The sequence below is a fragment of the Sphingomonas sanguinis NBRC 13937 genome, from assembly GCF_001591005.1.
Taxonomy (GTDB): domain Bacteria; phylum Pseudomonadota; class Alphaproteobacteria; order Sphingomonadales; family Sphingomonadaceae; genus Sphingomonas; species Sphingomonas sanguinis.
This window is the reverse complement of the sequence record NZ_BCTY01000019.1, coordinates 1-25,706: the sequence shown is the minus strand read 5'-3', so window position 1 is coordinate 25,706 and position 25,706 is coordinate 1. Positions and strand designations below refer to the sequence as shown.

24 protein-coding genes are annotated in these 25,706 nt (G+C 66.7%); 19 read left to right on the top strand and 5 right to left on the bottom strand.

The features are described from left to right. Window positions 1–5 precede the first annotated feature (5 nt). On the bottom strand, window positions 6–1,247 hold the full coding sequence (locus SSA01S_RS09825) for an efflux RND transporter periplasmic adaptor subunit (RefSeq protein WP_217996052.1): 1,242 nt from the start codon (window positions 1,245–1,247) through the stop codon (window positions 6–8). 207 nt (window positions 1,248–1,454) lie between these two features. Between SSA01S_RS09825 and rpiA the strand changes: the two genes are divergently transcribed. The 7 genes from rpiA (at window position 1,455) to SSA01S_RS09790 (ending at window position 8,531) form a co-directional block, all read left to right on the top strand. Beyond that, window positions 1,455–2,126: a ribose-5-phosphate isomerase RpiA gene (gene rpiA / locus SSA01S_RS09820; protein WP_061780264.1), complete on the top strand. Its 672-nt coding sequence runs from the start codon at window positions 1,455–1,457 to the stop codon at window positions 2,124–2,126. A gap of 74 nt (window positions 2,127–2,200) precedes the next feature. Beyond that, window positions 2,201–4,282 carry a transketolase gene (gene tkt, locus SSA01S_RS09815; RefSeq protein ID WP_061780263.1) on the top strand — a complete coding sequence of 694 codons (2,082 nt, stop codon included), beginning with the start codon at window positions 2,201–2,203 and terminating at the stop codon, window positions 4,280–4,282. Beyond that, window positions 4,282–5,406 carry a transaldolase gene (gene tal, locus SSA01S_RS09810; protein WP_061780262.1) on the top strand — a complete coding sequence of 375 codons (1,125 nt, stop codon included), beginning with the start codon at window positions 4,282–4,284 and terminating at the stop codon, window positions 5,404–5,406. The genes tkt and tal overlap by 1 nt, the downstream gene beginning before the upstream one ends. Window positions 5,407–5,480: 74 nt before the next feature. Then, complete coding sequence (gene gnd / locus SSA01S_RS09805) at window positions 5,481–6,464, top strand: phosphogluconate dehydrogenase (NAD(+)-dependent, decarboxylating) (RefSeq protein WP_061780284.1); 984 nt, start codon at window positions 5,481–5,483, stop codon at window positions 6,462–6,464. Then, complete coding sequence (locus SSA01S_RS09800) at window positions 6,461–7,282, top strand: Cof-type HAD-IIB family hydrolase (RefSeq protein WP_061780261.1); 822 nt, start codon at window positions 6,461–6,463, stop codon at window positions 7,280–7,282. Before gnd ends, SSA01S_RS09800 begins: the two co-directional genes overlap by 4 nt. Beyond that, window positions 7,279–8,025 carry an HAD-IIB family hydrolase gene (locus SSA01S_RS09795; protein ID WP_061780260.1) on the top strand — a complete coding sequence of 249 codons (747 nt, stop codon included), beginning with the start codon at window positions 7,279–7,281 and terminating at the stop codon, window positions 8,023–8,025. The genes SSA01S_RS09800 and SSA01S_RS09795 overlap by 4 nt, the downstream gene beginning before the upstream one ends. 20 nt (window positions 8,026–8,045) lie before the next feature. Further along, complete coding sequence (locus tag SSA01S_RS09790) at window positions 8,046–8,531, top strand: biliverdin-producing heme oxygenase (RefSeq protein WP_240954604.1); 486 nt, start codon at window positions 8,046–8,048, stop codon at window positions 8,529–8,531. A 27-nt stretch (window positions 8,532–8,558) separates the two neighbouring features. Here the strand turns inward: SSA01S_RS09790 and SSA01S_RS09785 are convergent, their stop codons facing one another. Next, window positions 8,559–10,715, bottom strand: a complete 2,157-nt coding sequence (locus SSA01S_RS09785) for a histidine kinase dimerization/phosphoacceptor domain -containing protein (protein ID WP_061780258.1) — start codon at window positions 10,713–10,715, stop codon at window positions 8,559–8,561. 201 nt (window positions 10,716–10,916) lie between these two features. On the opposite strand from SSA01S_RS09785, the gene SSA01S_RS09780 reads away from it, so the two are divergent. From SSA01S_RS09780 to SSA01S_RS09760, 5 genes are read left to right on the top strand one after another with little or no spacing between them, the layout of a single operon-like run. After that, window positions 10,917–12,083: an acyl-CoA dehydrogenase family protein gene (locus tag SSA01S_RS09780; RefSeq protein WP_061780257.1), complete on the top strand. Its 1,167-nt coding sequence runs from the start codon at window positions 10,917–10,919 to the stop codon at window positions 12,081–12,083. A 16-nt stretch (window positions 12,084–12,099) separates the two neighbouring features. Beyond that, window positions 12,100–13,698: a carboxyl transferase domain-containing protein gene (locus tag SSA01S_RS09775; RefSeq protein WP_061780256.1), complete on the top strand. Its 1,599-nt coding sequence runs from the start codon at window positions 12,100–12,102 to the stop codon at window positions 13,696–13,698. A gap of 5 nt (window positions 13,699–13,703) precedes the next feature. Continuing rightward, window positions 13,704–13,976: a barstar family protein gene (locus tag SSA01S_RS09770; protein ID WP_167348906.1), complete on the top strand. Its 273-nt coding sequence runs from the start codon at window positions 13,704–13,706 to the stop codon at window positions 13,974–13,976. Then, window positions 13,976–15,829, top strand: a complete 1,854-nt coding sequence (locus SSA01S_RS09765) for an acetyl/propionyl/methylcrotonyl-CoA carboxylase subunit alpha (RefSeq protein ID WP_061780254.1) — start codon at window positions 13,976–13,978, stop codon at window positions 15,827–15,829. The genes SSA01S_RS09770 and SSA01S_RS09765 overlap by 1 nt, the downstream gene beginning before the upstream one ends. Continuing rightward, entirely contained in the window at window positions 15,826–16,275 is a 450-nt protein-coding gene (locus SSA01S_RS09760) for a MaoC family dehydratase (protein WP_061780253.1), read from the top strand. The genes SSA01S_RS09765 and SSA01S_RS09760 overlap by 4 nt, the downstream gene beginning before the upstream one ends. An 81-nt stretch (window positions 16,276–16,356) precedes the next feature. Here the strand turns inward: SSA01S_RS09760 and SSA01S_RS09755 are convergent, their stop codons facing one another. Further along, window positions 16,357–18,420: a TonB-dependent receptor gene (locus SSA01S_RS09755; protein WP_061780252.1), complete on the bottom strand. Its 2,064-nt coding sequence runs from the start codon at window positions 18,418–18,420 to the stop codon at window positions 16,357–16,359. A gap of 299 nt (window positions 18,421–18,719) precedes the next feature. On the opposite strand from SSA01S_RS09755, the gene ccmC reads away from it, so the two are divergent. From ccmC to SSA01S_RS09725, 6 genes are all read left to right on the top strand, one after another. Then, window positions 18,720–19,445, top strand: a complete 726-nt coding sequence (ccmC, locus tag SSA01S_RS09750) for a heme ABC transporter permease CcmC (protein ID WP_061780283.1) — start codon at window positions 18,720–18,722, stop codon at window positions 19,443–19,445. A gap of 97 nt (window positions 19,446–19,542) precedes the next feature. After that, a complete protein-coding gene (gene ccmE / locus SSA01S_RS09745) occupies window positions 19,543–19,977 on the top strand; it encodes a cytochrome c maturation protein CcmE (RefSeq protein WP_061780251.1) in 435 nt (144 codons plus the stop codon). Further along, window positions 19,974–21,908, top strand: coding sequence for a heme lyase CcmF/NrfE family subunit (locus tag SSA01S_RS09740; RefSeq protein ID WP_061780250.1), 1,935 nt, complete (start codon window positions 19,974–19,976; stop codon window positions 21,906–21,908). The genes ccmE and SSA01S_RS09740 overlap by 4 nt, the downstream gene beginning before the upstream one ends. Beyond that, entirely contained in the window at window positions 21,905–22,432 is a 528-nt protein-coding gene (locus tag SSA01S_RS09735) for a redoxin family protein (protein WP_061780249.1), read from the top strand. Before SSA01S_RS09740 ends, SSA01S_RS09735 begins: the two co-directional genes overlap by 4 nt. Further along, on the top strand, window positions 22,429–22,806 hold the full coding sequence (locus tag SSA01S_RS09730) for a cytochrome c-type biogenesis protein (protein ID WP_061780248.1): 378 nt from the start codon (window positions 22,429–22,431) through the stop codon (window positions 22,804–22,806). Before SSA01S_RS09735 ends, SSA01S_RS09730 begins: the two co-directional genes overlap by 4 nt. Next, the gene (locus SSA01S_RS09725; protein WP_061780247.1) at window positions 22,770–23,432 is read left to right on the top strand and encodes a tetratricopeptide repeat protein; all 663 of its coding nucleotides are present in this window, start codon (window positions 22,770–22,772) and stop codon (window positions 23,430–23,432) included. Before SSA01S_RS09730 ends, SSA01S_RS09725 begins: the two co-directional genes overlap by 37 nt. A gap of 3 nt (window positions 23,433–23,435) precedes the next feature. Here the strand turns inward: SSA01S_RS09725 and SSA01S_RS09720 are convergent, their stop codons facing one another. Continuing rightward, window positions 23,436–23,648 carry a DUF3072 domain-containing protein gene (locus tag SSA01S_RS09720; RefSeq protein WP_058715444.1) on the bottom strand — a complete coding sequence of 71 codons (213 nt, stop codon included), beginning with the start codon at window positions 23,646–23,648 and terminating at the stop codon, window positions 23,436–23,438. A 279-nt stretch (window positions 23,649–23,927) separates the two neighbouring features. Continuing rightward, the gene (gene ald / locus SSA01S_RS09715) at window positions 23,928–25,034 is read right to left on the bottom strand and encodes an alanine dehydrogenase (protein WP_061780246.1); all 1,107 of its coding nucleotides are present in this window, start codon (window positions 25,032–25,034) and stop codon (window positions 23,928–23,930) included. Window positions 25,035–25,160: 126 nt separating this feature from the next. On the opposite strand from ald, the gene SSA01S_RS09710 reads away from it, so the two are divergent. Continuing rightward, window positions 25,161–25,604, top strand: coding sequence for an Lrp/AsnC family transcriptional regulator (locus SSA01S_RS09710; protein WP_058734030.1), 444 nt, complete (start codon window positions 25,161–25,163; stop codon window positions 25,602–25,604). Window positions 25,605–25,706: the final 102 nt, after the last annotated feature.

Below are 25,706 nucleotides of genomic sequence, written 5' to 3'. Positions count from 1 at the left end.
TCCGGTCAGCCCGCCTTACCCTTGGCCGCCTGCATCTTCTTCAACTGCTCGGGCGAGGGGGGCTGAACCTTTTGCGGGCTGTTGGCGGGCACCGCCCGGACGCTCTGGCCTGGGCGAAGGTTCGCCAGGCCCTGCGTCACCACCTTGTCGCCGGCCTTCAGGCCATCGGTCACCACCCAATAGGCGCCCTGCGTGCGCTCGGCCTTGACCTTCCGTTCCTGCACCTTGTCGTCGGCGCCGACGACGAACAACGTCGCATTGCCCTTCGGATCGCGCGAAATCGCCTGTTGCGGGACCAGATAGGCGCTGGTGTCGATCGCCTGCGCGAACTGCGCGCGCACGAACATACCGGGCAGCAGCAGCCCCTGGGGATTCGGGAAGCGGGCGCGCAGCGTGACGGTGCCGGTCTGCGGATCGACGACCGCCTCGGCAAATTCGACCTTGCCGGTCTGGCCGTAATCGGTGCCGTCCTCCAGCCGCAGATTCACGTTCGCGCTGGCGGGGATCAGGCCGTCACGTGCACCCAGGCTGCGACGCAGCGAGAGCAGGTCGCTGGCCGATTGCTGGATATCGACGAAGATCGGGTCAAGCCGCTGGATCTGTGCCAGCGGATCGGTCTGGTTCGCGCTCACCAGCGCGCCGACGGTGAACAGCGAACGGCCGATGCGCCCGGTAATCGGCGCGGGGACGGTGGTGAATTGCAGGTTGACGCGTGCGGTTTCCAGCGCGGCGCGGGTCTGTGCGACCTGGGCGGCGGCCTGCCGGGCGCTGGCCTGCGCGTTGGTATAGTCCTGCTTCGAGATAGCCTCGATCTGCGCCAGCGGACGATAGCGGTCGGCGAGCGTCTTCGTCGCCTCGGCATTGGCCTGCGCGCTTTGCAGGTTGGCGGCGGCCTGGTTGGCGGCGGCGCGATAGAGGCGGGGATCGATTTCGTAGAGCGGCTGGCCACGCTTGACGAGCGTGCCCTCGGTGAACAGGCGGCGGCGGATGACACCGGTCACCTGCGGGCGGACGTCGGAGCTTTCAAAGGCGCTGGTACGCGCCGCCAGTTCGGTCACGATCGGCGCGTTGGTCGGCTGCACGGTCACGAAGCCGACGGTCGGGGTCTGCTGGGCACCGGCGCGGCCCTTGGACGCGCCGCCCTTCTCGCTGCCACCACATGCCGACAGGCTCACCAGCGCGAGCGCCATGGCCGTACCGGCGAGCACCCGGTGCCCGCGAAAGCCTGCAAAGTTCAATTCGTTCACCTGCCTGAGATTCGCCGCGGTTACGGCCCGCGCCTAAATGCGCGAACCGGCGAAACGTTGCTGACACGTGTCAAATTGCACGAGGGCGGTTCCGAAAGGCAAGCGATGATGGCCTAAATCGCCCGCCTTAATTGTCGCAACTTGTCGCGCGGCTACAAAAGCGAAGGGCGCGGGAGCCTTTGGGTTTCTGGCGCATTTTCAAAGGGCATGACCGACCGCGACGCCGATAAACGCCTGGCCGCTGCCGCAGCGGTTGATGAGGTGTGCGACAATATGCTCGTCGGCCTAGGCACGGGTTCGACCGCGGCCCATGCCATTGCCGCCCTTTCCGAGCGACGTCTGGCTATCGAAACCGTCGCGACATCCGAGGCAAGCGCTGCGCTGGCGACCCGCCTGGGGTTGAAGGTGCGGCCGTTCGACTCGGTGGCGCGGGTCGACCTTGTGATCGATGGCGCGGATGCGATCGATGCACGGCTGCGCGCCGTGAAGGGTGCAGGCGGCGCGATGGTACGGGAAAAGGTCGTGGCCGCCGCCGCCGACCGGATGATCGTGATCGCTGACGGTTCCAAGCGCGTGACCCGACTGGGCGCGACGCCGTTGCCGGTCGAGATACTGCCTTTCGCGCGTGGCTATGCGTCGCTGCGGCTTGCGCAGATGTTCGTACACTGTGTCGAACGGCCCGATTATGTGACCGACAACGGCAATATCGTGATCGATGGTCATGGCTGGGACGATGCCGCCCCGCATAGCTTGGCGAATGCCCTGATGGCCATCCCCGGCGTCGTCGGGCACGGCCTGTTCCTCAGTGAAATCGACGCCGCCTATATTGCCGAGGACGGGATCGTTACCCGGCTGGAACGGGGGCGGAACCCGCGCTAAGGCGGCCCATGCATGGCAACCCTGACCGTTCGCGGCAGCGCTCGGTCGCAGAATGTAAGGATAAGGCCAGTTTCATGACCGATGCCACCATCAACGCCGACTCGCATCTCCACGAAGACGGGTCGATCGAGCGCCTGACCATCGACACCATCCGTACACTGTCGATGGACGCGGTGCAGCAGGCCAATTCGGGCCATCCCGGCACCCCCATGGCGCTGGCCCCGGTCGGTCATACCGTCTGGTCGAAATTCCTGCGTTACGATCCGGCCCATGCCGATTGGCCCAATCGCGACCGCTTCGTGCTGTCGGTCGGCCACGCCTCGATGCTGCTCTATTCGCTGATCCATCTGGCGGGCATCGAAGAGATTGATGCGGAAGGTAAAAAGTCGGGCAAGCCTGCGCTCAGCCTCGAAGACCTGAAGGGCTTCCGCCAACTGAATTCGAAGACCCCCGGCCACCCGGAATATCGCCATACGACGGGCGTCGAGACGACGACCGGTCCGCTGGGCGCGGGTTGCGGCAACTCGGTCGGCATGGCGATCGCCGAGCGCTGGCTGGCCGCGCACTTCAACCGCGAGGGTTTCCCGATCTTCGACCATGACGTCTATGTCGTGTGCGGCGACGGCGACATGATGGAAGGCGTCGCGTCGGAAGCCGCCTCGACCGCCGGGCATCTCAAGCTGTCGAACCTGTGCTGGATCTACGACTCGAACCAGATTTCGATCGAGGGTGGCACCGACATCGCGTTCGACGAAGACGTCGCCAAGCGGTTCGAGGCCTATGGCTGGAACGTTCTGCACGTCGACGATGCTAACGACGTCGCCGCGCTGACCGCCGCGCTCGACACTTTCAAGGCGACCACCGACAAGCCGACCTTCATCGTCGTGAAGTCGGTCATCGGCTATGGCAGCCCCAAAGCGGGCAGCGAGAAGGCGCATGGCGAGCCGCTGGGCGAGGACGCGATCCGCGCCACGAAGAAGGCCTATGGCTGGCCCGAGGATGCCAAGTTCCTGGTGCCCGACGGCGTGCGCAAGGCGTTCCAGGGTGCCATCGAAGCGCGCGGCAAGCCGCTGCGCGACGAATGGGTCGCGATGACCGACCGCTATCGCACCGAATATCCCGAGCTCGCCGCCGAGCTGGACGCGATGCTCGCCGATAAGCTGCCAGAGGGCTGGGATGCCGACATTCCGGTGTTCGAGGCGGATGCCAAGGGCGTCGCCAGCCGCGACTCGGGCGGCAAGGTGCAGAATGCCATCGCCGCCAAGGTGCCGTGGCTGATCGGCGGGTCGGCCGACCTCGCGCCCTCGACCAAGACGCTGATCAAGGACGGCGGTTCGTTCCAAGCGGGCAGCTATGAAGGCCGCAACATGCACTTCGGCGTGCGTGAGCATTCGATGGGCGCGATCGTCGACGGCATGGCGCTGTCGCACCTGCGCTCCTACGGCGCGACCTTCCTGGTCTTCTCGGATTACATGCGCGCGCCGATCCGCCTCGCCGCGATCATGGAGCTGGGCGCGACCTTCGTCTTCACGCACGACTCGATCGGCGTCGGCGAAGACGGCCCGACCCACCAGCCGATCGAGCATCTGGCGACGCTGCGTGCGATCCCGGGCCTCGACACCATCCGCCCCGGCGATGCGAACGAAGTGGCCGAGGCATGGCGCTGCGCCGTCGAGTCGGCCAGCCACCCGACCGCGCTGATCTTCTCGCGTCAGGCGCTGCCGACCCTGGATCGCAGCAAGTACGCACCGGCATCGGGCGTGAAGAAAGGCGGCTACGTCCTTGCGGATTGCGACGGCACACCCGACATCATCCTCATCGCAACGGGGTCGGAACTGTCGCTGGTGACGGAAGCGTATGAGACGCTGAAGGCAGATGGCGTGAAGGCGCGCGTCGTCTCGCTGCCCAGCTGGTATCGCTTCGAGCTGCAGGACGCAGGCTACAAGGACAGCGTGCTGCCGAAGACCGTGACCAAGCGTCTGGCGGTCGAGCAGGCCGGGTCGATCGGCTGGGACCGCTATGTCGGCTTCGACGGTCGCACGATCACCATGTCGACCTTCGGGGCCTCGGCTCCGCTCGCCAAGTTGCAGGACAAGTATGGCTTCACCCATGACAATGTCGTGAAGGTGGCCCGCGAAATGCTGGAGACCAAGTGATGAGCAAGCTGTCGGAACTGGGCGCCAAGGGCTGCGCCCCCTGGCTCGATTTCGTCGATCGCAAGTTTCTCGAGGCGAAGGGCTTGGAAAAGCTCGTCACCGAGGACGGGCTGACCGGCGTCACCTCCAACCCGTCGATCTTTGAAAAGGCGATGGGGCATGGCGACGCCTATGACGCCACGCTCGCCGCCTTCGACAAGGAGAACCCCGGCGCGGCGACCATCGACCGTTACGAGCATCTGGCGATCCAGGACATCAAGGCGGCGGCGGAAACGCTGAAGCCGGTCTATGACAAGCTCGACGCCAAGGACGGCTATGTCAGCCTGGAGGTGTCGCCCTACATCGCCGACGACACCGACGCGACCATCGCCGAGGCCGAAAAGCTGTGGCACGCGGTCGACCGCCCGAACCTGATGATCAAGATTCCGGGCACCGACGCGGGCGCTCCGGCGATCTCGGCGACCATCGCCAAGGGGATCAACGTCAACGTGACGCTGCTCTTCTCGGTCGACGCCTATATCAAGGTGGCCGAGGCTTATGCGGCGGGCCTGGAAGAGCGGGTGAAGGCCGGGCAGCCGATCGACCGGATCGCCAGCGTCGCCAGCTTCTTCATCAGCCGTATCGACTCGGCGATCGACAAGAAGATCGACGAGCGCGTCGCCGCCGGTGATGCGGAAGCGGACGCCCTCAAGGCCGTCCGTGGCAAGGTCGCCATCGCCAACGCCAAGATGGCGTATCAATGGTATCTGGACTTCCTGAAGTCCGACCGCTGGCAGGCGCTGGCCGCCAAGGGTGCGCAGCCGCAGCGTCTGCTCTGGGCGTCGACGGGGACCAAGGACCCGTCCTTCCCCGACACGCTCTATATCGACACGCTGATCGGGCCGGACACGGTCAATACCATGCCGCCCAAGACCATGGACGCCTTCCGCGATCATGGCACGGTGGCCGAGACGCTGACCGCCGATATCGACGACGCCAAGCACGTCCTGGCCGAAGCCGAGCGGCTGGGTCTGGACCTGAACGGCGTGACCGACACGCTGGTGGCCGAGGGGGTCGCCTCCTTCGTCAAGGCGTTCGACGATCTGCTCGGCGCGATCGGGCAGAAGCAGCCCGCCAAGGCCTGATCTGACAGGCCCCCTCCCCGAAGCGGGGAGGGGGCCTTTCTCTTTTACCTGACCAAAAACAAATGGAGTTCCGCATGAAGATCGGTCTGGTCGGCCTTGGCCGCATGGGTGGCAATATCGCACGCCGCCTGATGCAGGCTGGGCATCAGGTGGTGGCCTGGGATCGCAGCGACGAGGCGGTGCAGACGCTCGCCAAGGACGGCGCGGAGGCCGCCACGGGCTTGTCGGACATGGCCACCAAGCTCGCCGACAAGGCGATCTGGTGGGTCATGCTGCCCGCCGGTGGCCCGACCGAGGACACGATCGCGGAAATCGCCAAGCTCGCCAAGGACGGTGATGTCATCATCGACGGCGGCAACAGCTTCTACAAGGACGACATTCGCCGCGCCAAGATGCTGGCCGAGCAGGGCATTCATTATGTCGATGTCGGCACCTCGGGCGGCGTCTGGGGCCTGGAGCGCGGCTATTGCATGATGATCGGCGGCGACAAGGAAACGGTTGACCATCTCGATCCGATCTTCGACGCGCTGGCACCGGGCCTGGGGACCATCGTCCGCACACCGGGTCGCGTCGCCGACAAGGTCGATGAGCGGGCCGAGAAGGGCTATATCCATGCCGGACCGGCGGGTGCGGGTCACTTCGTGAAGATGATCCACAACGGCATCGAATATGGTCTGATGCAGGCCTATGCCGAGGGCTTCGACATTCTGAAGTCGAAGAACAGCGACAAGCTACCCGAGGACGAACGCTTCGACCTGAACCTGACCGACATCGCTGAGGTGTGGCGTCGCGGCAGCGTGATCTCCTCCTGGCTGCTCGACCTGACCGCGATCGCGCTGGCCAAGGACGAGATGCTCGAACAGTTCTCGGGCCATGTCGCTGATTCCGGCGAGGGCCAGTGGACAATCGACGCGGCGATGGAGGAAAAGGTCCCCGCCAATGTCCTGACCGCCTCGCTCTTCGCGCGCTATCGCAGCCGGGTCGAGCATACCTATGGCGACAAGGTGCTGTCGGCGATGCGTTTCGGCTTTGGCGGCCACACCGAAATCCCGCAATGAGCAAGCCGATCCGGCTTGTCGTGTCGGACGTCGACGGCACGCTCGTCGACCCCGATAAAAAGCTGCGCGCCGCCACCATCGCCGCCGTCAAGCGGCTGGAGGCGGCGGGCGTCGGTTTCACCATCATCAGCGCTCGGCCGCGGTCGGGGCTGGGTTGGCTGGCGGACGAGCTGTCCATCGACGCGCCGATCGGGGCGTTCAACGGCGGGACCGTGTTCCGCCGCGACGGCTCGGTCGATGCGCAGTTCCGGGTGCCGGTCGATGTCGTCAACGACGTGCTGGCGATGGCGGCGGACAAGCCGGTTGCGGTCTGGGTCTTCGCCGACGAGCGCTGGTACGCCAGCAGCGGTGAGGGCACCCATGTCGATCACGAGCGAAAGGCTTCCTCACAGGAGCCGGTGGTAACGCAGGACTTCGCGGCGCTGGTCGACAAGGTCGACAAGATCACCCTGGTCAGCGACGATGCCGATCTGCTGCATGGCCTGCATGACAAGGCGAATGCTGTACATGGCTCGGCCGCCACGATTGCCCAGTCGCAGACCTACTATCTCGACGTGACCGCGCTGAAGGCGAACAAGGGGGACGGTGTGGCGACCCTGGCCGAGGCGTTCGGCGTCTCGCTGGAGGAAGTGGCGGTGCTGGGCGACCAGGCCAACGACCTTCCCATGCTGACACGCGCCGGGCTGCCGATCGTGATGGCGAATGCGCCGGATGCGGTTAGGGAACAGATCTCGGTACACACCCGTTCCAATGCCGAGGATGGCGTAGCCTATGCCATCGACACCATCATCCTGCCCAGAATCGGAGTGCCTTCATGAAGCAACTGGTTGCGTTCGACCTCGATGGTACGCTGGCCGAAAGCAAGCAGCCCCTGGGTGAGCCGATGGGGGAGGCGCTGGCCGACCTGCTCGACGTGGCGCATGTCGCGGTGATCTCTGGCGGTGACTGGCCGCAGTTCGACAAGCAGGTCGCCAGCCGCCTCCCTGCGCGTGCCGACCGCAACAAGCTGTGGCTGATGCCGACCACCGGCACCAAGCTCTACACCTATCAGGATGGCAGCTGGACCCCGGTCTATGCCGAGCTGTTCGACGACGCGACCAAGGCGAAGATCCTGGAGGCGTTCGACGCCTCGCTGGAGGCCACAGGCTTCGTGCCCGAACAGACCTGGGGCGAGCGGATCGAGGATCGCGGTAGCCAGATCACCTTCTCTGCGCTCGGCCAGCAGGCGCCGATCGACGCCAAGGAACATTGGGACCCCCAGTTCGAGAAGCGCAAGGTCATCCAGGCCGATCTCAAGCAGCGCTTGCCGGGCCTGTCGATCAACATGGGTGGCGCGACCTCGATCGACATTACCCGCGAGGGCGTCGACAAGGCGTACGGCCTGAAGAAGCTGCGCGACGCCAGCGGCATCCCGCTCGACGCGATGATGTTCATTGGCGACGCGATCTTCCCGGGCGGCAACGACTATCCCGCCAAGGAGCTGGGCCTCGATACGGTGCGCGTACGCGATCCGGAAGAGACGCTGGCGGTCATCGCCGGGATCGTCGCCTGCCTGAAGTGAGCGATAGCGCATCCGCCGTCTTGCGGGCGCGCACGGGCCCGGCGCATGAGGCGGTGGATGCCACTTACGGCGGATATCGGCTGGACGATCGGGAAAGCTATACGGCGTTCCTGATCGCCCATGCCCGTGCGCTGCCCGCCGTCGAGGCGCGGTTGCGCGAGCGAGCGATCGGCTTTCCCTGGCGCTCGCGGCACGAGGCGCTGGCGGCTGATCTGGCCGCGCTTGGGCGCGAGATGCCCGAGCCCTTGCCCTTCGACCTCGAAGACGACCACGCTGCCCGCTGGGGCGCGCTCTATGTTACCGAAGGATCGCGGCTGGGCGGGACGATGCTCGCTCGGCAGGTCGGCGAGAAGCTTCCTCGCGCTTACCTGCAGTCCGCCTTCGGGCCGGGCGAGTGGCGCGACTTTCGGGGAGCATTGGATAAGGCCGCCGATGGGGAGGCATGGATTGATCGCGCGGTAACGGCGGCGGAGCGGGTCTTCGCCCTTTACGGTCGCGCCGCTTAGTCCCAGCCGTTTTCTAAGAGGTGGGCCTCAATCGGCGATCGGCGCGATCACGATGGCCCGCAATCCGGGCTGGTTATCGTCATATTCGATCGAACCCGACAGCCGCTGCATCATCGCCGCCATCATCCGGCTGCCAAAGCCGCGCCCGTGGCCGGGCTCTTCATCGCCCCTACCGCGCCCCTGATCCGCGACGACCAGACGCAGGCGGTTGCCATATTGCTCCAGCGTGATCGTCACCGGACCTGGTGCGCCGTCATAGGCGTATTTGGTGGCGTTGATGATCAACTCGGTCGTCACCAGCCCCAGGTTGATCGCCCGGTCGGTCGGCATCAGCACGGGCGCGAGGTCCAGGCGCATCATCGTCGCCCAGTCGCGTCCCATCGACTGCTTCATGTCGCCGACCAGCTCCTCCAGATAGCGGGCTAAGTCGACCGTCTGGATCTGGTCGTCGCGGTAGAGGCGGCGATGGACCAGGGCCACCGCCGACAATCGGGCCTGCGCCTCGGTCAGCTGTTCACGGACACGCGGATCGTCCGCCGCCTTGGCCTGGAGAGACAGGAAGGACGAGACGAGCTGAAGGCTATTCTGGACCCGGTGGTCCACCTCCTTCATCAACACGTCCTTTTGCAGCAGCAGCGCCTCCTTGTCGTCGAGCGTGCGTTGCAGCGCGGTGTTCAGCCCGCGAAGGCGGTGGTTCTGCGCCGCGTCATGCAAGGCGCGGCGCAGGCGGTGGGCGGCCTCCACCTCTTCCATCGTCCAGCGGCGGGCGCGTCCGCGCACCGTCTCACGCCAGCTCTCGAACGAGGTGCGCGGATTGAGCGTGGCCTCGGGCGTTAGCGCGACCGACTTGTGCGGATTGCCCGCCCATTCGACCTCTTCGACCTGCTCCGCGCGGAACCAGAGAAGGGTGACGCCGCCATCGACCATCGGCAGCGCCAGCACGCCCGCCGCCGTCGAGACGATCGCCGCCGCGTCGGGCATGACGGAGGGCAGTTCATGCGTGACGAACAATTCGCCGCCACCCTGGATCGCCGCCCAGCCGGCGATATCCAGAATGGCCAGATCGGGCGGGCATGTGCCATGCGCCTGCACCCGGCCCTGGTCGACGATGGCAAAGCCTGTCGCGCCCAGCATCGCCATCATCTCGGGCATCAGGCGGCGGATGGCGGGGGCCAGATCGCCCAGGCCGATGATGCGCGGCAGCAGGCTGTCCTCGGCGGCGCGCAGGCGAAGCCGTTCGCGGTAGAGTTCGGCTTCTTCGCGGGCGCGGATCTGCCGCGCCAGCGCGCCCGCCAGCGCGGCGGCGGCGGCGCGCAGGTCGGGCGACAGGCGGCGCGGGCTGTAATGGTGGCAGGCGATCATGCCCCACAACACGCCGTCCTTGACGATCGAGATGGAGGCCGAGGCCGCGACCCCCATATTCTTCAAATAGCGGACATGGATCGGCGACACGCTGCGCAGCGCGACGTCGCTCAGGTCGAGCGTCTCGAATCCCTCCGGCCGGATCGGTGCGGGGACGTAATCGACATCCGGAATGCAGCGCGTCCGGTTGCGGACATAAAGAGCACGCGCCTGTTTCGGAATGTCCGAGGCCGGGAAATGATGATGGAGGAAGGACGGCAGGCCAGCGCCGCGCGCCTCGGCCACCACGCGCCCGGCATCCTCGTCCAGAAAGCGATAGAGCATCACCCGGTCGAACCCGGTGAGCATCTGAAAGGTGGTGGCCGCGCGCTCGAACAGCATCGGCAGGTCGCCGGTCCGCTCGAAACTGGTGACCGCCGCGTCGAGCCAGGCCATGGGACTGCCTATGCCCCAGGGGGCATCGACGATCCCGGCCTCCAGCTCTACCAGTACCCGCTCGCCCCCGATCCGGTGCGCGGTGACGGCGAAGCGCTCGGCGATGCCGTCCACCGGCACGCCCGCAACGACTGTGCCCGGCCCGATCGGCATATGGGCGACCATGCGCGCCACCTCCTCGCCCAGCAGCGTGGCGAGTGGCTGGCCCAGCCATTCCAGGGCCAGCCGCTCCTCGATCGCGCCCGCGCCCGCCACGACGTCGCCCGTGGCCGCATCGACAACGAGCAACAGGCCATGGGGCTGGATCGCCCCGGGGATATGAATCGGCTCCCGATCGCAGGCGGTGATGTCCATGTTGGGATCGGTAGCGAGGGGGCGCGTGGCCATCGGGCGAAAAATTCCTCTCTTCCCGCCACATGCCGGGTTTCATGCCCTGTTGCAAATTCGCGAATGGGGCAATCGATCCGATACGGAACCAAGCTCTGGCCCAAAATGGGAAGAAGGGGCGGCATTGGAACGAAGATTGCGCGTTTGGGTAATTTCCGTTTAAAGTGCGGCAACGGACTCAAAGAGCCGCCTGGAGAGGACATGATCGACGATTTCGACTTCGCACTGGGCGAAAGTGCGGACATGATCCGCGAAGCGACCCGCCGTTTCGCGACCGACCGGATCGCGCCGCTGGCCGCGCGAATGGACGCGGAAGACTGGTTTCCCCGTGACATATGGCCCGAAATGGGCGCGCTGGGCCTGCACGGCATCACCGTCGCCGAGGCCGATGGTGGCCTGGGGCTCGGCTATCTGGAACATGTCGTCGCGATCGAGGAAGTGTCGCGGGCTTCGGCCTCGCTGGGCCTGTCTTACGGCGCGCATTCCAACCTTTGCGTCAACCAGATCAGCCGCTGGGGCAATGCGGAGCAGAAGGCGAAATATCTGCCCGGACTGATCTCCGGCGAGCATGTCGGCAGCCTGGCCATGTCGGAGGTGTCGGCGGGCTCGGACGTCGTGTCGATGAAGCTGCGCGCGGTGAAGGCGGACGGCGGCTGGGTGCTGAACGGCACCAAATTCTGGATCACCAATGCGGCCTATGCCGAGACGCTCGTCGTCTATGCTAAGACGGGCGAGGGAAGCCGGGGTATCACCGCCTTCCTGATCGAGAAGGACATGGCGGGCTTCGCCATCGGCCAAAAGATCGACAAGATGGGCATGCGCGGCAGCCCGACCGCCGAGCTGGTCTTCAACGACTGTTTCGTCGGCGACGCGCAGGTGATGGGGCCGGTGAACGGCGGCGTCGGCGTGCTGATGAGCGGGCTCGACTATGAGCGGGCGGTGCTGGCGGGTATCCAGCTCGGCATCATGCAGGCGTGCCTCGATGTGGTGGTGCCTTACGTCCGCGAGCGGCGTCAGTTCGGTCGTGCGATCGGCGAGTTCCAGCTGATTCAGGCCAAGATCGCCGACATGTATGTCGCGCTCAATTCGGCGCGCGCCTATGTCTATGCGGTGGCGCGGAGTTGCGATGCGGGGCGGACGACGCGGTTCGATGCGGCGGGCGCGATCCTGCTGGCCAGCGAGAACGCGGTGAAGGTCTCGCTCGAGGCGATCCAGGCGCTAGGCGGGGCGGGCTATACCAAGGACTGGCCGGTCGAACGCTTCGCGCGCGATGCCAAGCTGCTCGACATCGGGGCGGGGACCAACGAGATTCGCCGGATGCTGATCGGTCGCGAGCTGATCGGCAAGCTCGAAAAGGTGGCGCAATGAGCCTTGGGGTGAAGTGATGGGTGCCGTTCTTCCCACGCGGATCGCGCGCGATGATGCGACGTTCCGCACCAACGCCGATCATAACCAGGCTCTGGCCGAGCGGCTCCGCGCCGATGTCGCCAAGGCCGGGCTCGGCGGTAACGAGGCTTCGCGCGAGCGCCATGTGTCGCGCGGCAAGCTGCTTCCCCGTGACCGGGTGGAGCAGTTGCTCGATGCCGGTTCGCCTTTCCTCGAAATCGGTCAGTTGGCGGCGAATGGTTTGTACGACGATGCGGTCCCCGGTGCCGGGGTGATCGCGGGCATCGGCCGGGTGCATGGCCGTCAGGTGATGATCCTCGCCAATGACGCGACGGTGAAGGGCGGCACCTATTATCCTCTGACCGTGAAGAAGCATCTCCGCGCGCAGGAGATCGCGCTCGAGAACCGGTTGCCCTGCATCTATCTGGTCGATAGCGGCGGCGCCAACCTGCCGCATCAGGCCGAAGTCTTTCCCGACCGCGATCATTTCGGCCGTATCTTCTTCAACCAGGCGCAGATGTCGGCGGCAGGCATTCCCCAGATCGCCTGCGTGATGGGCAGCTGCACGGCGGGCGGCGCCTATGTGCCCGCCATGTCCGACGAAACGGTCATCGTGCGCGGGCAGGGAACGATCTTCCTCGCCGGGCCGCCCCTGGTGAAGGCGGCGACGGGCGAGGTCATCTCGGCCGAGGAACTGGGCGGTGCGGATACCCATGGCCGCAAGTCGGGCGTGGTCGATCATGTCGCCGAGAATGACGATCATGCGCTGTCGATCGTCCGCGATATCGTCGAGACCCTGCCGCCGCAGATGATGCCCGACGTCAACCTCGCCGAGGCGGACGAACCGCTCTATCCGGCCGAGGAACTCTACGGCCTGATCCCGCAGGACGTGCGCGCGCCCTATGACGTGCATGAGGTCATCGCCCGGCTGGTCGACGGATCGCGTTTCCACGAGTTCAAGGCGCTGTACGGTTCGTCGTTGGTCTGCGGCTTCGCGCATATCCATGGCAAGCCGGTCGCGATCCTGGCCAATAACGGCGTGCTGTTTTCGGAGAGCGCGCAGAAGGGCGCGCATTTCATCGAATTGGCCTGCCAGCGGCGCATCCCGCTTCTGTTCCTTCAGAATATCTCCGGCTTCATGGTCGGCGGCCGCTACGAGGCCGAGGGGATCGCCAAGCACGGCGCCAAGCTGGTGACGGCGGTGGCGACGGCGCAGGTGCCCAAGATCACGGTGCTGATCGGCGGCAGCTTCGGGGCGGGCAATTACGGCATGTGCGGGCGCGCCTATGGCCCTCGCTTCCTGTTCACCTGGCCCAATGCGCGGATCAGCGTAATGGGTGGCGAGCAGGCGGCGAGCGTGCTGGCGACCGTCCACCGCGACGCAGACAGCTGGACGCCGGACGAGGCGGAGGCGTTCAAGGCGCCCATCCGCCAGCGCTACGAGGACGAGGGCAATCCCTGGTACGCGACCGCGCGACTGTGGGACGACGGCATCGTCGATCCGGCGCAGACGCGGGATGTGCTGGGTTTAGCGTTGGACGCCTGCCTCAATGCCCCGATCGCGGAGGCACCCCGGTTCGGGGTGTTCCGCATGTAATGGCGATGGACCTGACCATCGACGGTGAAACCGTGACCGACGAGGCCGATTTCCATGCCCGTATCCGCGAAGCCTCCGGCGTCGAATGGTATGGTGGCAGCCTGGATGCGCTATTCGACCTGCTGATCGCGGTCGTCGAGCCGCCGATTGCGCTGACCCTCACCAACGCCGCCGCTGCGCGCAAGGTGATCGGCGAGCGGTTCGATCATATCCTGACCGTGATCTTCGATGCCATCGCCGAACGACCGGGTGCCATCACGTTGAAGTTGGAATCCTGATGATGAAGAGCCTCCTCATCGCCAATCGCGGCGAGATCGCCTGCCGCATCATCCGCACCGCGCGCGAGTTGGGCCTGCGCACCATCGCGGTCTATTCGGAGGCCGATGCGCAGGCGCTGCATGTGCGGCTTGCCGACGAAGCCGTGCTGATCGGTCCGGCTCCGGCGCGCGAAAGCTATCTGGACGCCTCCCGCATCCTCGCCGCCGCGCATGAGAGTGGGGCCGAGGCGATCCATCCCGGCTATGGCTTCCTGTCCGAAAATGCAGAATTCGCCGAGGCCGTGATCGCCGCCGGGCTGGTCTGGGTCGGCCCCAATTCCGACAGCATCCGCGCCATGGGGCTGAAGGACGCCGCCAAGGCGCGCATGATCGCCGCCGGGGTGCCCGTCACGCCCGGCTATCTGGGCGAGGACCAGTCGCCCGACCGCCTCGCCGCCGAGGCCGATGCGGTCGGCTATCCCGTACTCATCAAGGCCGTCGCGGGCGGCGGCGGCAAGGGGATGCGCCGCGTCGACGACCCCGCCGCCTTCGCCGAGGCGCTGGCCTCCTGTCGTCGCGAGGCGGCGGCTTCCTTCGGCGACGACCGGGTGCTGATCGAGAAATATATCCTCTCGCCGCGCCATATCGAAGTGCAGGTCTTTGGCGACCGCCATGGGCAGGTCGTCCATCTCTTCGAGCGCGATTGTTCGCTGCAACGCCGCCATCAAAAGGTGATCGAGGAAGCCCCTGCGCCGGGCATGGACGACGCGACCCGCGAGGCGGTGTGCGGTGCCGCCGTCCGCGCCGCGCAGGCGGTGGACTATGTCGGCGCAGGGACCATCGAGTTCATCGCCGACGCCTCCGAAGGGCTGCGCGCCGACCGGGTGTGGTTCATGGAGATGAACACCCGCCTCCAAGTTGAGCATCCCGTCACCGAGGCAATCACCGGCGTCGATCTGGTCGAGTGGCAGCTGCGCGTCGCGGCGGGCGAGCCCTTGCCGATGGCGCAGGCGGACCTTGCCATTCACGGCCATGCGATCGAGGCGCGGCTCTATGCCGAGGACCCGGCCAAGGGTTTCCTCCCCGCGATCGGCACGCTGGAGGTGTTCGACCTCGGCGACGACCCTGCGATCCGCATCGACACCGGGGTCGAGGAAGGCGCGGAAATCACGCCCTGGTACGACCCGATGATCGCCAAGGTCATCGCCCATGGCGATACCCGTGACGAAGCGCGCGAGGCGCTGGCCGATGCGCTGGACGAAGCGGTGATCTGGCCGGTGCGCACCAATGCGGGCTTTCTGGTGCAGGCGCTCGACCATCCCGATTTTGCGAGCGGCCAGGTCGATACCGGCCTGATCGCGCGCGAGGGTGAGGCGCTGATGCCGCCGACCGAGCCGTCCGAAGAGGCGCTGGCCGAAGCCGCCGCCGCGTTGATTGGGCAGGATGGCCTCTCCGGTTTCCGCCTCAACGCCGCGCCGAAGCAAACTGCGCGCTTCCTGCTCGATGGACGCCCGGTCACCGTCGATTTCAGCGAGGCGGGCGATGTGCCCCCGGCGCCAACCGACGAGGTGCTGATTTCCGAAGGGGGGCAGAGCTGGTCCTTCACCCGCTGGCGCGCCGATGGGCTGGCGGCGGGCGGGGCGGGGGACGGCGCGATCCTGTCGCCCATGCCCGGCCGGATCATCGTGGTCGCGGTGGCCGAGGGACAGGCGGTGATCGCAGGCCAGCCGCTCGTCACGCTGGAGGCGATGAAGATGGAGCATGTCCTGACCGCTCCCTTCGACGGCGTGGTCACCGACCTGAAGGCCGAGACCGGCGGGCAGGTGGCGGAAGGCATCGCGCTGGTCCGTATCGTCGCGGAGGACGCGGCATGAGCGGGCGTTTCTTCGACGACTGGATGATCGGCGACCGGATCGAGCACCCCATCCGCCGCACCGTGACCGAGACCGACAATCTCCTGTTCTCGACCATGACCCACAATCCGCAGCCGCTCCACATCGATGCGGAGGCGGCGAAGGCGAGTGAGTTCGGCCAGATCCTCGTCAACGGCACCTTCACCTTCTCGCTGATGGTCGGGCTGTCGGTGGGGGAGACGACGCTGGGGACGCTGGTGGCCAATCTCGGTTATGACGAACTGGTCATGCCCGCGCCTGTTTTCCTGGGCGACACGCTGCGCGCGACGAGCGAGGTGACGGCCTTGCGCGAAAGCAAATCGCGGCCGGGGGCGGGGTTGGTGACGTTCCGGCATGAGGCGCTGAACCAGCGTCACGAGGTGGTGTGCCGGTGCTTGAGGACGGCGTTGGTCAAGAAGCGGGGGTAGCGTGCCCTTCGACTTCACTCATCGCGAACGGGGTTCAGTACCCCGTTCCGTTCAGCCTGAGCGAAGTCGAAGGCCAAGAGATTACAACCGCGTCCGCACCCCGATCCACAGCGTCCGCGGCGTCGCTCGCTCGATCAGCCCCGTGCCGCTATACGCCGCCTCGACCCGCGCATCGGCGAGGTTCTCCGCCCGCGCTTCGATCAGCCAGCCGCGTACCACCGGCACCGCCGCATAGGCATCGACCGTCGTCGCGGGCGCCAGCGAGCGGATATTCTGGTCGTCCTCATATTGTCGCCCGACATGGCGCAGCGTCCCGCTCAACACCGCCCCGCGCTGCTCGACCGCCAGGGTTCCCGAAAACTGGTCGCGCGGTGTTTGGGCGGGGCGCAGACCGTCGAGCGGGGCGGCATTGCCCGATGCTCCCACCCGCGCATCGACATGCGACCAGGACGCGCGTGTGCTGAGTGGGCCATAGCGCCAGTTCGCCTCCAGCTCGAACCCCTGAGAGCGGATCGCATCGAGATTCTGCCGAATCCGGTACACGCCATTCGCTGCGACGAAGCCGACGCCGGGGAACGTCCCCGGTCCACGACCCATCGTGACATTGGCGATGGCATCGGTCAGCCGGTTGACGAAGTACGTGCCCGATAGCCGCACGCCCTTTGCCGGGGTCAGGTCGAACCCGCCCTCGACCCCCTCGACATGCTCGGGGTTCAGCGCGGCGTTGGCGGCGGTCGCGTCGGCGCCCGCGCGGAACGGTCGGTACAGCTCGTTGAGCGTCGGCAACCGCCAGCCGCGATAGGCCGCTGTCCGCAGGATCAGTGGCTGCGCGACCCGCAGCGCCGCGCCCAGCCGCCCGGTGAATTTCTGTCCTGAGCGGTTCGGAAAGTCGGTGTCGGTCAGTACCGCGCCGGTCGCCAGCACGCCTTCATCGAGCCGCCCGTTCCGAATGCGCCAGTCATCCACCCGCGCAGCGGCGGTGACGGTCAGCGCGCCCGCCTCGACACTGCTATCGGCGAACAGCCCCATGGTGCGCGTCGCGCCGCCCGCCTCGCGCCGCCGGGTGGGGAGCCCCGCGACATAGGTGTAGAGCTCCTGCGTCCGCCCGCTGGTATCGCGAATATCGCCGCCCAGCCGCAGCTTGACCGCATCGCCGAGCGGCGGCGATACCTCGATCCGTCCACCCAGCCCGGTGGCGGGGACGTTATACTGGTCGAGCGTCAGCGTGGCCGCCGTCCGCGCCGCATTCACGCTGGCATAGCGCGACGCGAATTGCCGCGTCTGGACATAGGCCAGCGCCGACCAGCCCCAGCGTCCGCGCCCGACCAGCCGGATGCTTGCATCCGCGCCGTCCGAGCGATTGTCGGTGAAGTCGGTCCCCCGGTCGCGCGCGTCGTGAAAGGCGGCGAGGGTCATCTGCAACTCGGTGGCGGGGGCGATCCCGACGACCCCGCGCGCCGCGCCCGAATATTGTTCATAGGGTGCAGGGCGGTCGGCGGGGCCGCGTTGCCCCTCGACGATGGGCGTGAATCCGTCGCCGCGCGCATAGGTACCCGACACCGTCAGGAAGCCGCCATCGCGTACCAGCGAGGCCGCCCCTTGCGCATCGACCGAATGGCGGCTGCCATAGGAGAGGGCCATGTCCAGCGGGGACAGCTGGTCGGGCGTGGCACTGTCCATCTCGATCGTGCCGGCCAGCGCGCCCGGTCCCCAGAAACCCGATCCACCGCCGCGCGTCACCCGAATGCGCCCCAGCCGTCCGGTCGCATAAGCGGGAAAGACCACCCAGCCACCGAACGGATCGGCCTGCGGCACACCGTCCAGCACCAGCAGCGCGCGGCTGGACGCATTGCCGCCCAGGCCACGCAACGTGACTCCCTGCGATGTCGGATGCGCCGAGCGGCTGTCCGAGCGGCGAAACTGCTGGAGCCCGGCGACGTCGGCGAGGACATTCTCCAGCCGCTGCGAGGCGTTCTGCGTGATCCGGTCGCGGTCGATCGTCACCACGTCCAGCGCGCGGTCTCCGGGCTGGTCCGCCAGGCCTCGGCCGGTGACGATGATGGTTTCGGGTTCGGTGGTTTGGGCGGAGAGGGTGGCCGGCGCGAGAATGAGGGCGAGCAGTGGCAGGCGGTGGAGTGCGGGCATGGTTTTTGGGGGTCCCCTTTGCTCCCCTGATAGGGATGTCATGCGGTGAAGACGAATCAAGACAGGAACAGGTCCTACAGCCCATGAGTCTCACGCCCCTCCCGTAAACGGGAGGGGATGGGGGAGGGTAGGCCACGGGCGACGGTCTCGGTGAGACACCATACCCTCCCCAAACCCCTCCCGTTTACGGGAGGGGTTTAAAGAAGGTGGAAGGAGTTCAGAAAGTGGGGGGATGGGTCTTGATGAAGAAGGAGAAGGCGGATGACGCGCCCGAAAAACCGCCTTACAGTCCGGTCATCGTGGCCACCCTGCATACCCTTGCCAACCCTGCGCGTTTTCTGAAGATCGCTCGTCCGCTGACCGGGATTTTCCTCGGGCTTGGCGTCGCGCTGATCGCGGTCGCGGTCTGGGCGGGGCTGACCCAGACACCGCCCGATTATCTTCAGGGCGAGACGGTGCGTATTCTCTACATCCATGTCCCCGCCGCCTGGCTGGGCATGGGGGGATGGAGCGGGATCGCCATCGCCAGCCTGTCGCTGATCGTTTGGCGGCACCCGCTGGCCCAAGTGGCGGGCCGCGCCATCGCCTGGCCGGGGGCGGTGTTTACGGCCTTATGCCTTGCCACCGGATCGATCTGGGGGCGGCCGACCTGGGGGACGTGGTGGCAGTGGGACGGACGGCTGACCTCGATGCTGCTGCTGCTCTTCGTCTATCTGGGCTATATCGCACTCGCCCGCGCCGATGCGGATCGCGGCGGGGATGGGCGAATTCCGGCGCTGTACGGGCTGGCGGGGACGGCATTGCTGCCGGTGATCCGTTACTCGGTCGTCTGGTGGAACACGCTGCACCAGGGCCAGTCGATCGGGCTGACCGGCTCCAGCATCGACAAGTCGCTGCTCTGGCCGCTGCCCATCGGCTTGGGCGGTTTCACCTTCCTGTTCGCGGCCATCGTATTGATGCGGATGCGCACGCTGCTGGCCAAGGCCAAGGCCGAGGCGCGGATGCGGCGGATGGCGCGCGCATGAACCAGATGGCGTTCGTGGCGGCGGCCTATGCGGTCATGCTGGGGGGCGCGGGCGTGCTGACCCTGATCAGCTATCTGGCGATGAAGCGCGCCGAAAAATGACGCCCAAATCCCAACGCCTCACGCTGGCCCTGCTGGCGCTGGCCGCGATCGTCGCGGCGGTCCTGCTGGCCATGTCGGCGATGAAGGACCAGGCGGCGTTCTTCTACACCCCCTCCGACGCGAAGGCGCAAGGCTTGCCGCTGGGCAAGGCGGTGCGGCTGGGCGGCATGGTCGAGGCAGGATCGGTCCACCGCGCGCCTGACGGCGTGACGGTCCGCTTCGTCGTCACCGACGGTAAGGCGACGACGCCCGTGACCTTCGCCGGAATCACCCCCGACCTGTTCCGCGAGAAATCGGGCGTGGTGGCCGAGGGGCAGTTCCAGCCCGATGGCCGCTTCGTCGCGACCAACCTGCTCGCCAAGCATGACGAGAAATACATGCCCCCCGAAATGGCGGGCAAGATGCACGAGAGTCGGAGCCTGGAGCCGTGATGGCTGAGGCTGGTCTCGCCGCGCTCTGGTTCGCCGCGATGCTGGCAGGGTTGCAACTTTTGCTCGGCGTTCTGGCGCTCCGTCGCAAGGACGTGGCGGGCGAACAGGCCATGGCGGCGATCGGGCCGGTTGCGATCGTGCAGGGCGCGCTGGTCGCCATCGCCATGGCCGCCCTCATCGCGGTGTTCCTGAACACCGATCTGTCGGTCAAGCTGGTCGCCGAAAACAGCCATTCGGCCAAGCCCTGGATCTACAAATTCGCCGGAGCCTGGGGTAATCACGAAGGCTCCATGCTGCTCTGGGTCACCATCCTGGGCGCGGGTGGGGCGCTGGTTGCGTGGAAGGAGCGCACGCTCGACCGGGCGACCCATGTCGCGACGCTGGCGGCGCAGGGTGCGATCGCGCTGGGTTTCTATGCCTTCCTGCTGTTCGCCTCCAACCCGTTCGCGCGACTGAACCCGGCGCCGATCGAAGGGCAGGGGCTGAACCCGCTGCTGCAGGACCCCGGTTTGGCCTTCCACCCGCCGACGCTTTACGCGGGCTATGTCGGGCTGTCGGTCGCCTTTTCCTTCGCGGTCGGCGCGCTGGTGACGGGGCAGGTCGGCCCGGCCTTTGCCCGTGCAATGCGGCCCTGGGTGCTGGGCGCCTGGGTGTTGCTGACCATCGGCATCACGGCTGGCTCCTATTGGGCCTATTATGAGCTGGGCTGGGGCGGCTGGTGGTTCTGGGACCCGGTCGAGAATGCCTCGCTGATGCCGTGGCTGGCGGCGACGGCCTTGCTCCATTCGGTCAACGTGCTGGCGGCGCGGGACGGACTGCGGGCGTGGACCGTGATGCTGGCGGTCGTCGCCTTTTCCATGTCGATGATCGGCACCTTCCTGGTGCGCTCCGGCATCCTGACCAGCGTCCATGCCTTTGCCGTCGATCCCCGGCGCGGGGCGTTCATCCTGGCGCTGCTCGGTCTCTATATCGGTGGTGCGCTGGCGCTGTTCGGCGCGCGGATCGGTCAGGTGCGGGCGGGGCGGAGCTTTGCGTTCGTCAGCCGCGAGGGAGGGCTGGTCGTCAACAATCTGCTGCTGTCGGTCATTTTGGGCATCGTGCTGATCGGCACCCTTTATCCGCTGGTCGCCGCCGGGTTCGGTGTGCGCCTGTCGGTCGGGCCGCCCTTCTTCCACGCCGCCGCCGGGCCGATCGCGCTGGCGCTGGTCGCCGTCATGGCGGTAGGGCCGATGCTTCGCTGGCGGCAGGATCAGGCGGAGGCGGTTCTGGTCCGCATGCTCTGGCCGATGGTCGCGGCGGCGGGGACCTTCGCGCTGGTCGTGACCCTGAGCGGCGGCATGGGCGTGTTGCCGCTGCTCGGCCTGTCCTTCGGCGTCGGGCTGATCGTGGCGAGCGTGCTGCCGATCACCCGGCGCAACTGGCGGCGCACGCCGCTGCCGATCTGGGGCATGGTGCTCGCGCACGCCGGGATCGGGGTAAGCATGATCGGCATGGCCTGCGATAGCGCCTTTACCGCCGAGCGTTTGGTGGCGCTGTATCCCGGACAAGCGACGATCGTGGGCCCGTGGCGGGTGCAGCTCGACCGCATCTATCCCAATGTCGGGCCCAACTGGTCGGCCTTGGCCGCCAAGCTGACCGTGGCCCGCGACGGTGCAGCCGAGACGCTGCGCCCGCAACAACGCTTCTTCACCGATCCGCCGACCACCACCAGCGAGAGCGCCATCGCGACGCATTGGGACGGACAGCTCTATACGGTGCTGGGGCAGCAGGATACCGCGACCGGCCGCTGGCAATTGCGGCTGTGGTGGAAACCGTTCGTCACGCTCATCTGGCTGGGCGGTGCGCTGGTCGCGCTGGGTGGGGCGCTGGCGCTGTTCGGTCGCTGGTTCAAGGGCTGGCAGCAGCGGCGAAGGGCGCGGTTGTGGGAATGAAGCGCTGGCTGATCTGGGCGCCGCTGGCGGTCTTCGCGGTGCTGTTCGTCGTGGTCGCAAGCGGGCTGATGCGGCCGTCGGACACCGCCGTCCATTCGACGCTGGTCGACAAGCCGCTGCCCGATTTTCGCCTGGACCCGATGGTGCCGGGCAAGCCGGGCCTGGCAAGCGCCGATTTCGGCAAGGGCCAGCCACGGCTGCTCAACGTCTTTGCCAGCTGGTGCATCCCCTGCATTGCGGAAGCGCCGCAGTTGATGGCGCTGAAGGCGAAGGGCGTGACGATCGACGCCATCGCCATTCACGACAAGGGTCCGGCCATCGCCGATTTCCTGCGCCGCAACGGCGATCCCTACACCGCGATCGGCGACGATGCGCGCAGCAGCGTGCAGATGGCGCTCGGCTCGTCGGGCGTCCCGGAGACGTTTCTGGTCGACGGGCGCGGGCGCATCGTGCGACAATATATCGGCGATATCCGCGCCGATCAGGTCGACCAGATCGTCCGCGACGTGGCGGCGGCGCGATGAGCCTGGTCCTCGCCCTGCTGCTGGCGGCTGGCGCCCCTGCGCCCGATTACGGCAATACCCAGCTGCCCGATCCCCGTACCGAGGCACAGGCACGCGAGCTGATGGGCGAGCTGCGCTGCGTCGTATGCCAAGGCCAGTCGATCGCCGACAGCGATGCCGATATGGCCGCCGACATGCGCGCGCTGGTCCGCCAGCGGATCGCGAAGGGCGAAAAGCCAGAGGCGATCCGCCACTGGCTGGTCGAGCGGTACGGCGATTATGTCAGCTATGATCCGCCCTTGTCGGGAGCGACGGCGCTGCTGTGGGCGACGCCGATCCTGTTGCTCGCCATCGGCGCATGGATCGCCCGGTCGAGTTTTCGGAGGCGGCGCTGATGGGCTGGCTGATCCTGCTGGTACTGGCGGCGGCGGCCATGGCGCTGTCGCTGTGGCTGCGGTTTCCCCGGCCGCTCTGGACGATGCTGGGTGCCGCGCTGGCGCTGGGTGGGGTCGGCTATGCGTGGCAGGGGCGCCCGACATTGGCGGCCAGCGCCCCTACGCCGCGTCCCGACGCGCTGCATGATGACGATGCGATCGCCGATCTGCGCAACCAGCTGATCGGGCGGTTCGGCGAAGAGGCGCAGATGTTCGTCGCGGCCGACGCCTTGTCCCGTTCGGGCGACAAGCGGACGGCGGTGAGGATCATGCTGGGCGCCGTCGGCGGCAGTCCGCGCAGCGTTCCCTATTGGACCGAGCTGGGCAATGTCCTGTTCGCGCATGACGGCTATCAGATGTCACCCGCCGCGCAATTCGCCTTTCGCCGCGCGCGCAGGCTGGGGCCGAACGATCCCACGCCCTTCTTTTTCGAGGGGCTGGCGTGGATGCGCGCCGGGGACTTCAAGAAGGCGCAAATCCTGTGGCGGCTCGCGCTACAAAAGACGCCCGCCGATGCCACTTATCGCCCGGCGATCGAGCAACGGGTGATGCTGCTCGATCAGGCGCTTCGGATGATGGGGCAATAGGGATTACTGGCCCCGGCCGGTCTTGTCCTGCAACGCGTCGATCCGCTTGGAGGCATCCGCCTTGGTCAGCGTGTCGTCGAACGCTTCGCCCGCCTCTTCGGACAGAGTCTTGAGATAGCTGGCCTGCGCGCCGGTCATCGGCTCATCGCCGGTGGTCCAGTCATCGGGGTCCTTCTCGGCATTGGAGAAGGGCTCGGTCTTGGGATTGTCGGTCATGGCGTGATCCTTTCGACGGGATCAACACGCATGTTCTATTTTTGTTTCTTTTTTGGTTCGCGCGGAGGCGCGGAGACGCAAAGAGGTTCGGAATGGGGTCGGCCGTCGGTATCCGTCATGCCGAAGGCGGTGCCGCGTCGTCGCGATGAAGGGTCAGCCTGGCGGCTGGATGCACCATCTCCGCGCCTCCGCGCGAACCAAAATCCTGAGCTCCATTCCAGCCTGAGCGAAGTCGAAGGCTATGGGTTGGCCTTACGACTTCGCTCCTTGTGATCGGCCTTAGCCCGCCCAGGCCTCGAACGGCAGGTCGAGCGCTTCGGCGACCGCCGCGTGGCGAATCTTGCCGCCCGAGACGTTCAGGCCGTTCGCCAGGTGCGGATCGGCCTTCATCGCGGCTTCGGCCCCCATATTGGCCAGCTTGACCGCGAAGGGCAGGGTCGCGTTGTTCAGCGCGAAGGTCGAGGTGCGGGCGACCGCGCCCGGCATGTTGGCGACGCAGTAATGGATTACGCCGTCGATCTCGAACACCGGGTCCTGGTGGGTGGTGGCATGGCTGGTCTCGAAGCAGCCGCCCTGGTCGATCGCGATGTCGACCATCACCGAGCCGCGCTTCATCGTCTTCAGCATGTCGCGGGTCACGAGCTTGGGTGCCGCCGCACCGGGGACCAGCACCGCACCGATGACGAGGTGCGCGTTCTTCACCGCCGCCGCGATCGCCGCCTTCGAGGCATAGGCAGTCTTGATCTGGCTGGAGAAGAACATGTCCAGCTCGGCCAGACGGTCGTTGTTGATGTCATAGATGGTGACGTCGGCGCGCAGGCCGACCGCCATCTGCGCGGCGTTCACGCCCGAGACGCCGCCGCCCAGGATCGCGACCTTGGCAGGCGCCACGCCGGGCACGCCGCCGAGCAGGATGCCACGGCCGCCCTGCTGCTTTTCGAGGTAATGCGCACCGACCTGCACCGCCATGCGACCTGCGACTTCCGACATCGGCTTGAGGAGCGGCACGCCGCCACGGGGGCTGGTGACCGTCTCATAGGCGATGCAGGTTGCGCCCGACTTCATCAGGCCCTCGGCCTGCGGCTTGTCGGCGGCGAGGTGGAGATAGGTGAACAGGACATGGTGGGGGCGCAGCATCGCGACCTCGACTGCCTGCGGCTCCTTGACCTTCACGATCATCTCGGCCTGGTCGAAGACCTCGGCGGCGGTGGCGACGATGCGCGCGCCCGCGTCGATATAGTCCTGGTCCTCGAAATCGATGCCGGTGCCGGCCTTGGTCTCGACGATCACCTCATGACCGGCGGCGACCAGCTCGGCGACCGACGGCGGGGTCAGGCCGACGCGATATTCGTGGTTCTTGATTTCCTTGGGGACACCGACGCGCATGGGACTCTCCATTAGAATATTGCGCCGATAGTAGCGCCGATAGGGTGGGAGAGGTGTGCAAAGCGGTCCCGTGCAGTTGACGCTAACAGGATTTTCTTGCGTGATATGGAAGTGTATCGGGATGAAATGTCCGACGCGATCGACCGCCGCATTCTGGCCCAGCTGGCCCGCGATTCCGACCTGACCAGCGCGGCGCTGGGCGAGAAGGTCGGCCTGTCCGCCAGCGCCGCGCATCGCCGCGTGGCGCAACTGCGCGAGAGTGGCGTCATCACCGGATACCGTGCGATCCTGAGCCATGAGGCGCGCGGGCGGCCCTCGACCGTGATGGTCAACGTCACGCTGAAGGACCAGCGGCAGGATACCATGGCGGCGTTCGAGCGCGAAATCCTGCGCTGTCCCGAGATCGTCGAGTGTTTCCTGATGAGCGGCGAGGCGGACTACATGATCCAAGTCGAGGTCCGCCGCGACGACAGTTACGAGCGCATCCACCGCGAGACGCTGGCCCGCTTGCCGGGCGTGACGCGGCTGGCCTCACATTTCGTGATTCGCGAGGTGGTGCGGCGGTCGTGATGGGGGGAGCAAATTCCTCCCCTTGCAGGGGAGGTGGCAGGCCGAAGGCCTGACGGAGGGGTGTTCCGGTTGGTGAGGGCGGTCTGCGTTCGCCACCGGTTA

What these genes read in the sequence shown, in the direction of transcription:
- ald (WP_061780246.1), bottom strand. Translation starts at nt 25,034, where the DNA reads ATGCGCGTCGGTGTCCCCAAGGAAATCAAGAACCACGAATATCGCGTC.
- SSA01S_RS09785 (WP_061780258.1), bottom strand. Translation starts at nt 10,715, where the DNA reads ATGGCCACGCGCCCCCTCGCTACCGATCCCAACATGGACATCACCGCC.
- SSA01S_RS09795 (WP_061780260.1), top strand. Translation starts at nt 7,279, where the DNA reads ATGAAGCAACTGGTTGCGTTCGACCTCGATGGTACGCTGGCCGAAAGC.
- SSA01S_RS09720 (WP_058715444.1), bottom strand. Translation starts at nt 23,648, where the DNA reads ATGACCGACAATCCCAAGACCGAGCCCTTCTCCAATGCCGAGAAGGAC.
- tal (WP_061780262.1), top strand. Translation starts at nt 4,282, where the DNA reads ATGAGCAAGCTGTCGGAACTGGGCGCCAAGGGCTGCGCCCCCTGGCTC.
- SSA01S_RS09770 (WP_167348906.1), top strand. Translation starts at nt 13,704, where the DNA reads ATGGACCTGACCATCGACGGTGAAACCGTGACCGACGAGGCCGATTTC.
- SSA01S_RS09730 (WP_061780248.1), top strand. Translation starts at nt 22,429, where the DNA reads ATGAGCCTGGTCCTCGCCCTGCTGCTGGCGGCTGGCGCCCCTGCGCCC.
- rpiA (WP_061780264.1), top strand. Translation starts at nt 1,455, where the DNA reads ATGACCGACCGCGACGCCGATAAACGCCTGGCCGCTGCCGCAGCGGTT.
- SSA01S_RS09800 (WP_061780261.1), top strand. Translation starts at nt 6,461, where the DNA reads ATGAGCAAGCCGATCCGGCTTGTCGTGTCGGACGTCGACGGCACGCTC.
- SSA01S_RS09725 (WP_061780247.1), top strand. Translation starts at nt 22,770, where the DNA reads ATGGATCGCCCGGTCGAGTTTTCGGAGGCGGCGCTGATGGGCTGGCTG.
- ccmE (WP_061780251.1), top strand. Translation starts at nt 19,543, where the DNA reads ATGACGCCCAAATCCCAACGCCTCACGCTGGCCCTGCTGGCGCTGGCC.
- SSA01S_RS09755 (WP_061780252.1), bottom strand. Translation starts at nt 18,420, where the DNA reads ATGCCCGCACTCCACCGCCTGCCACTGCTCGCCCTCATTCTCGCGCCG.
- SSA01S_RS09775 (WP_061780256.1), top strand. Translation starts at nt 12,100, where the DNA reads ATGGGTGCCGTTCTTCCCACGCGGATCGCGCGCGATGATGCGACGTTC.
- gnd (WP_061780284.1), top strand. Translation starts at nt 5,481, where the DNA reads ATGAAGATCGGTCTGGTCGGCCTTGGCCGCATGGGTGGCAATATCGCA.
- SSA01S_RS09780 (WP_061780257.1), top strand. Translation starts at nt 10,917, where the DNA reads ATGATCGACGATTTCGACTTCGCACTGGGCGAAAGTGCGGACATGATC.
- tkt (WP_061780263.1), top strand. Translation starts at nt 2,201, where the DNA reads ATGACCGATGCCACCATCAACGCCGACTCGCATCTCCACGAAGACGGG.
- SSA01S_RS09710 (WP_058734030.1), top strand. Translation starts at nt 25,161, where the DNA reads ATGTCCGACGCGATCGACCGCCGCATTCTGGCCCAGCTGGCCCGCGAT.
- SSA01S_RS09765 (WP_061780254.1), top strand. Translation starts at nt 13,976, where the DNA reads ATGATGAAGAGCCTCCTCATCGCCAATCGCGGCGAGATCGCCTGCCGC.
- SSA01S_RS09735 (WP_061780249.1), top strand. Translation starts at nt 21,905, where the DNA reads ATGAAGCGCTGGCTGATCTGGGCGCCGCTGGCGGTCTTCGCGGTGCTG.
- SSA01S_RS09760 (WP_061780253.1), top strand. Translation starts at nt 15,826, where the DNA reads ATGAGCGGGCGTTTCTTCGACGACTGGATGATCGGCGACCGGATCGAG.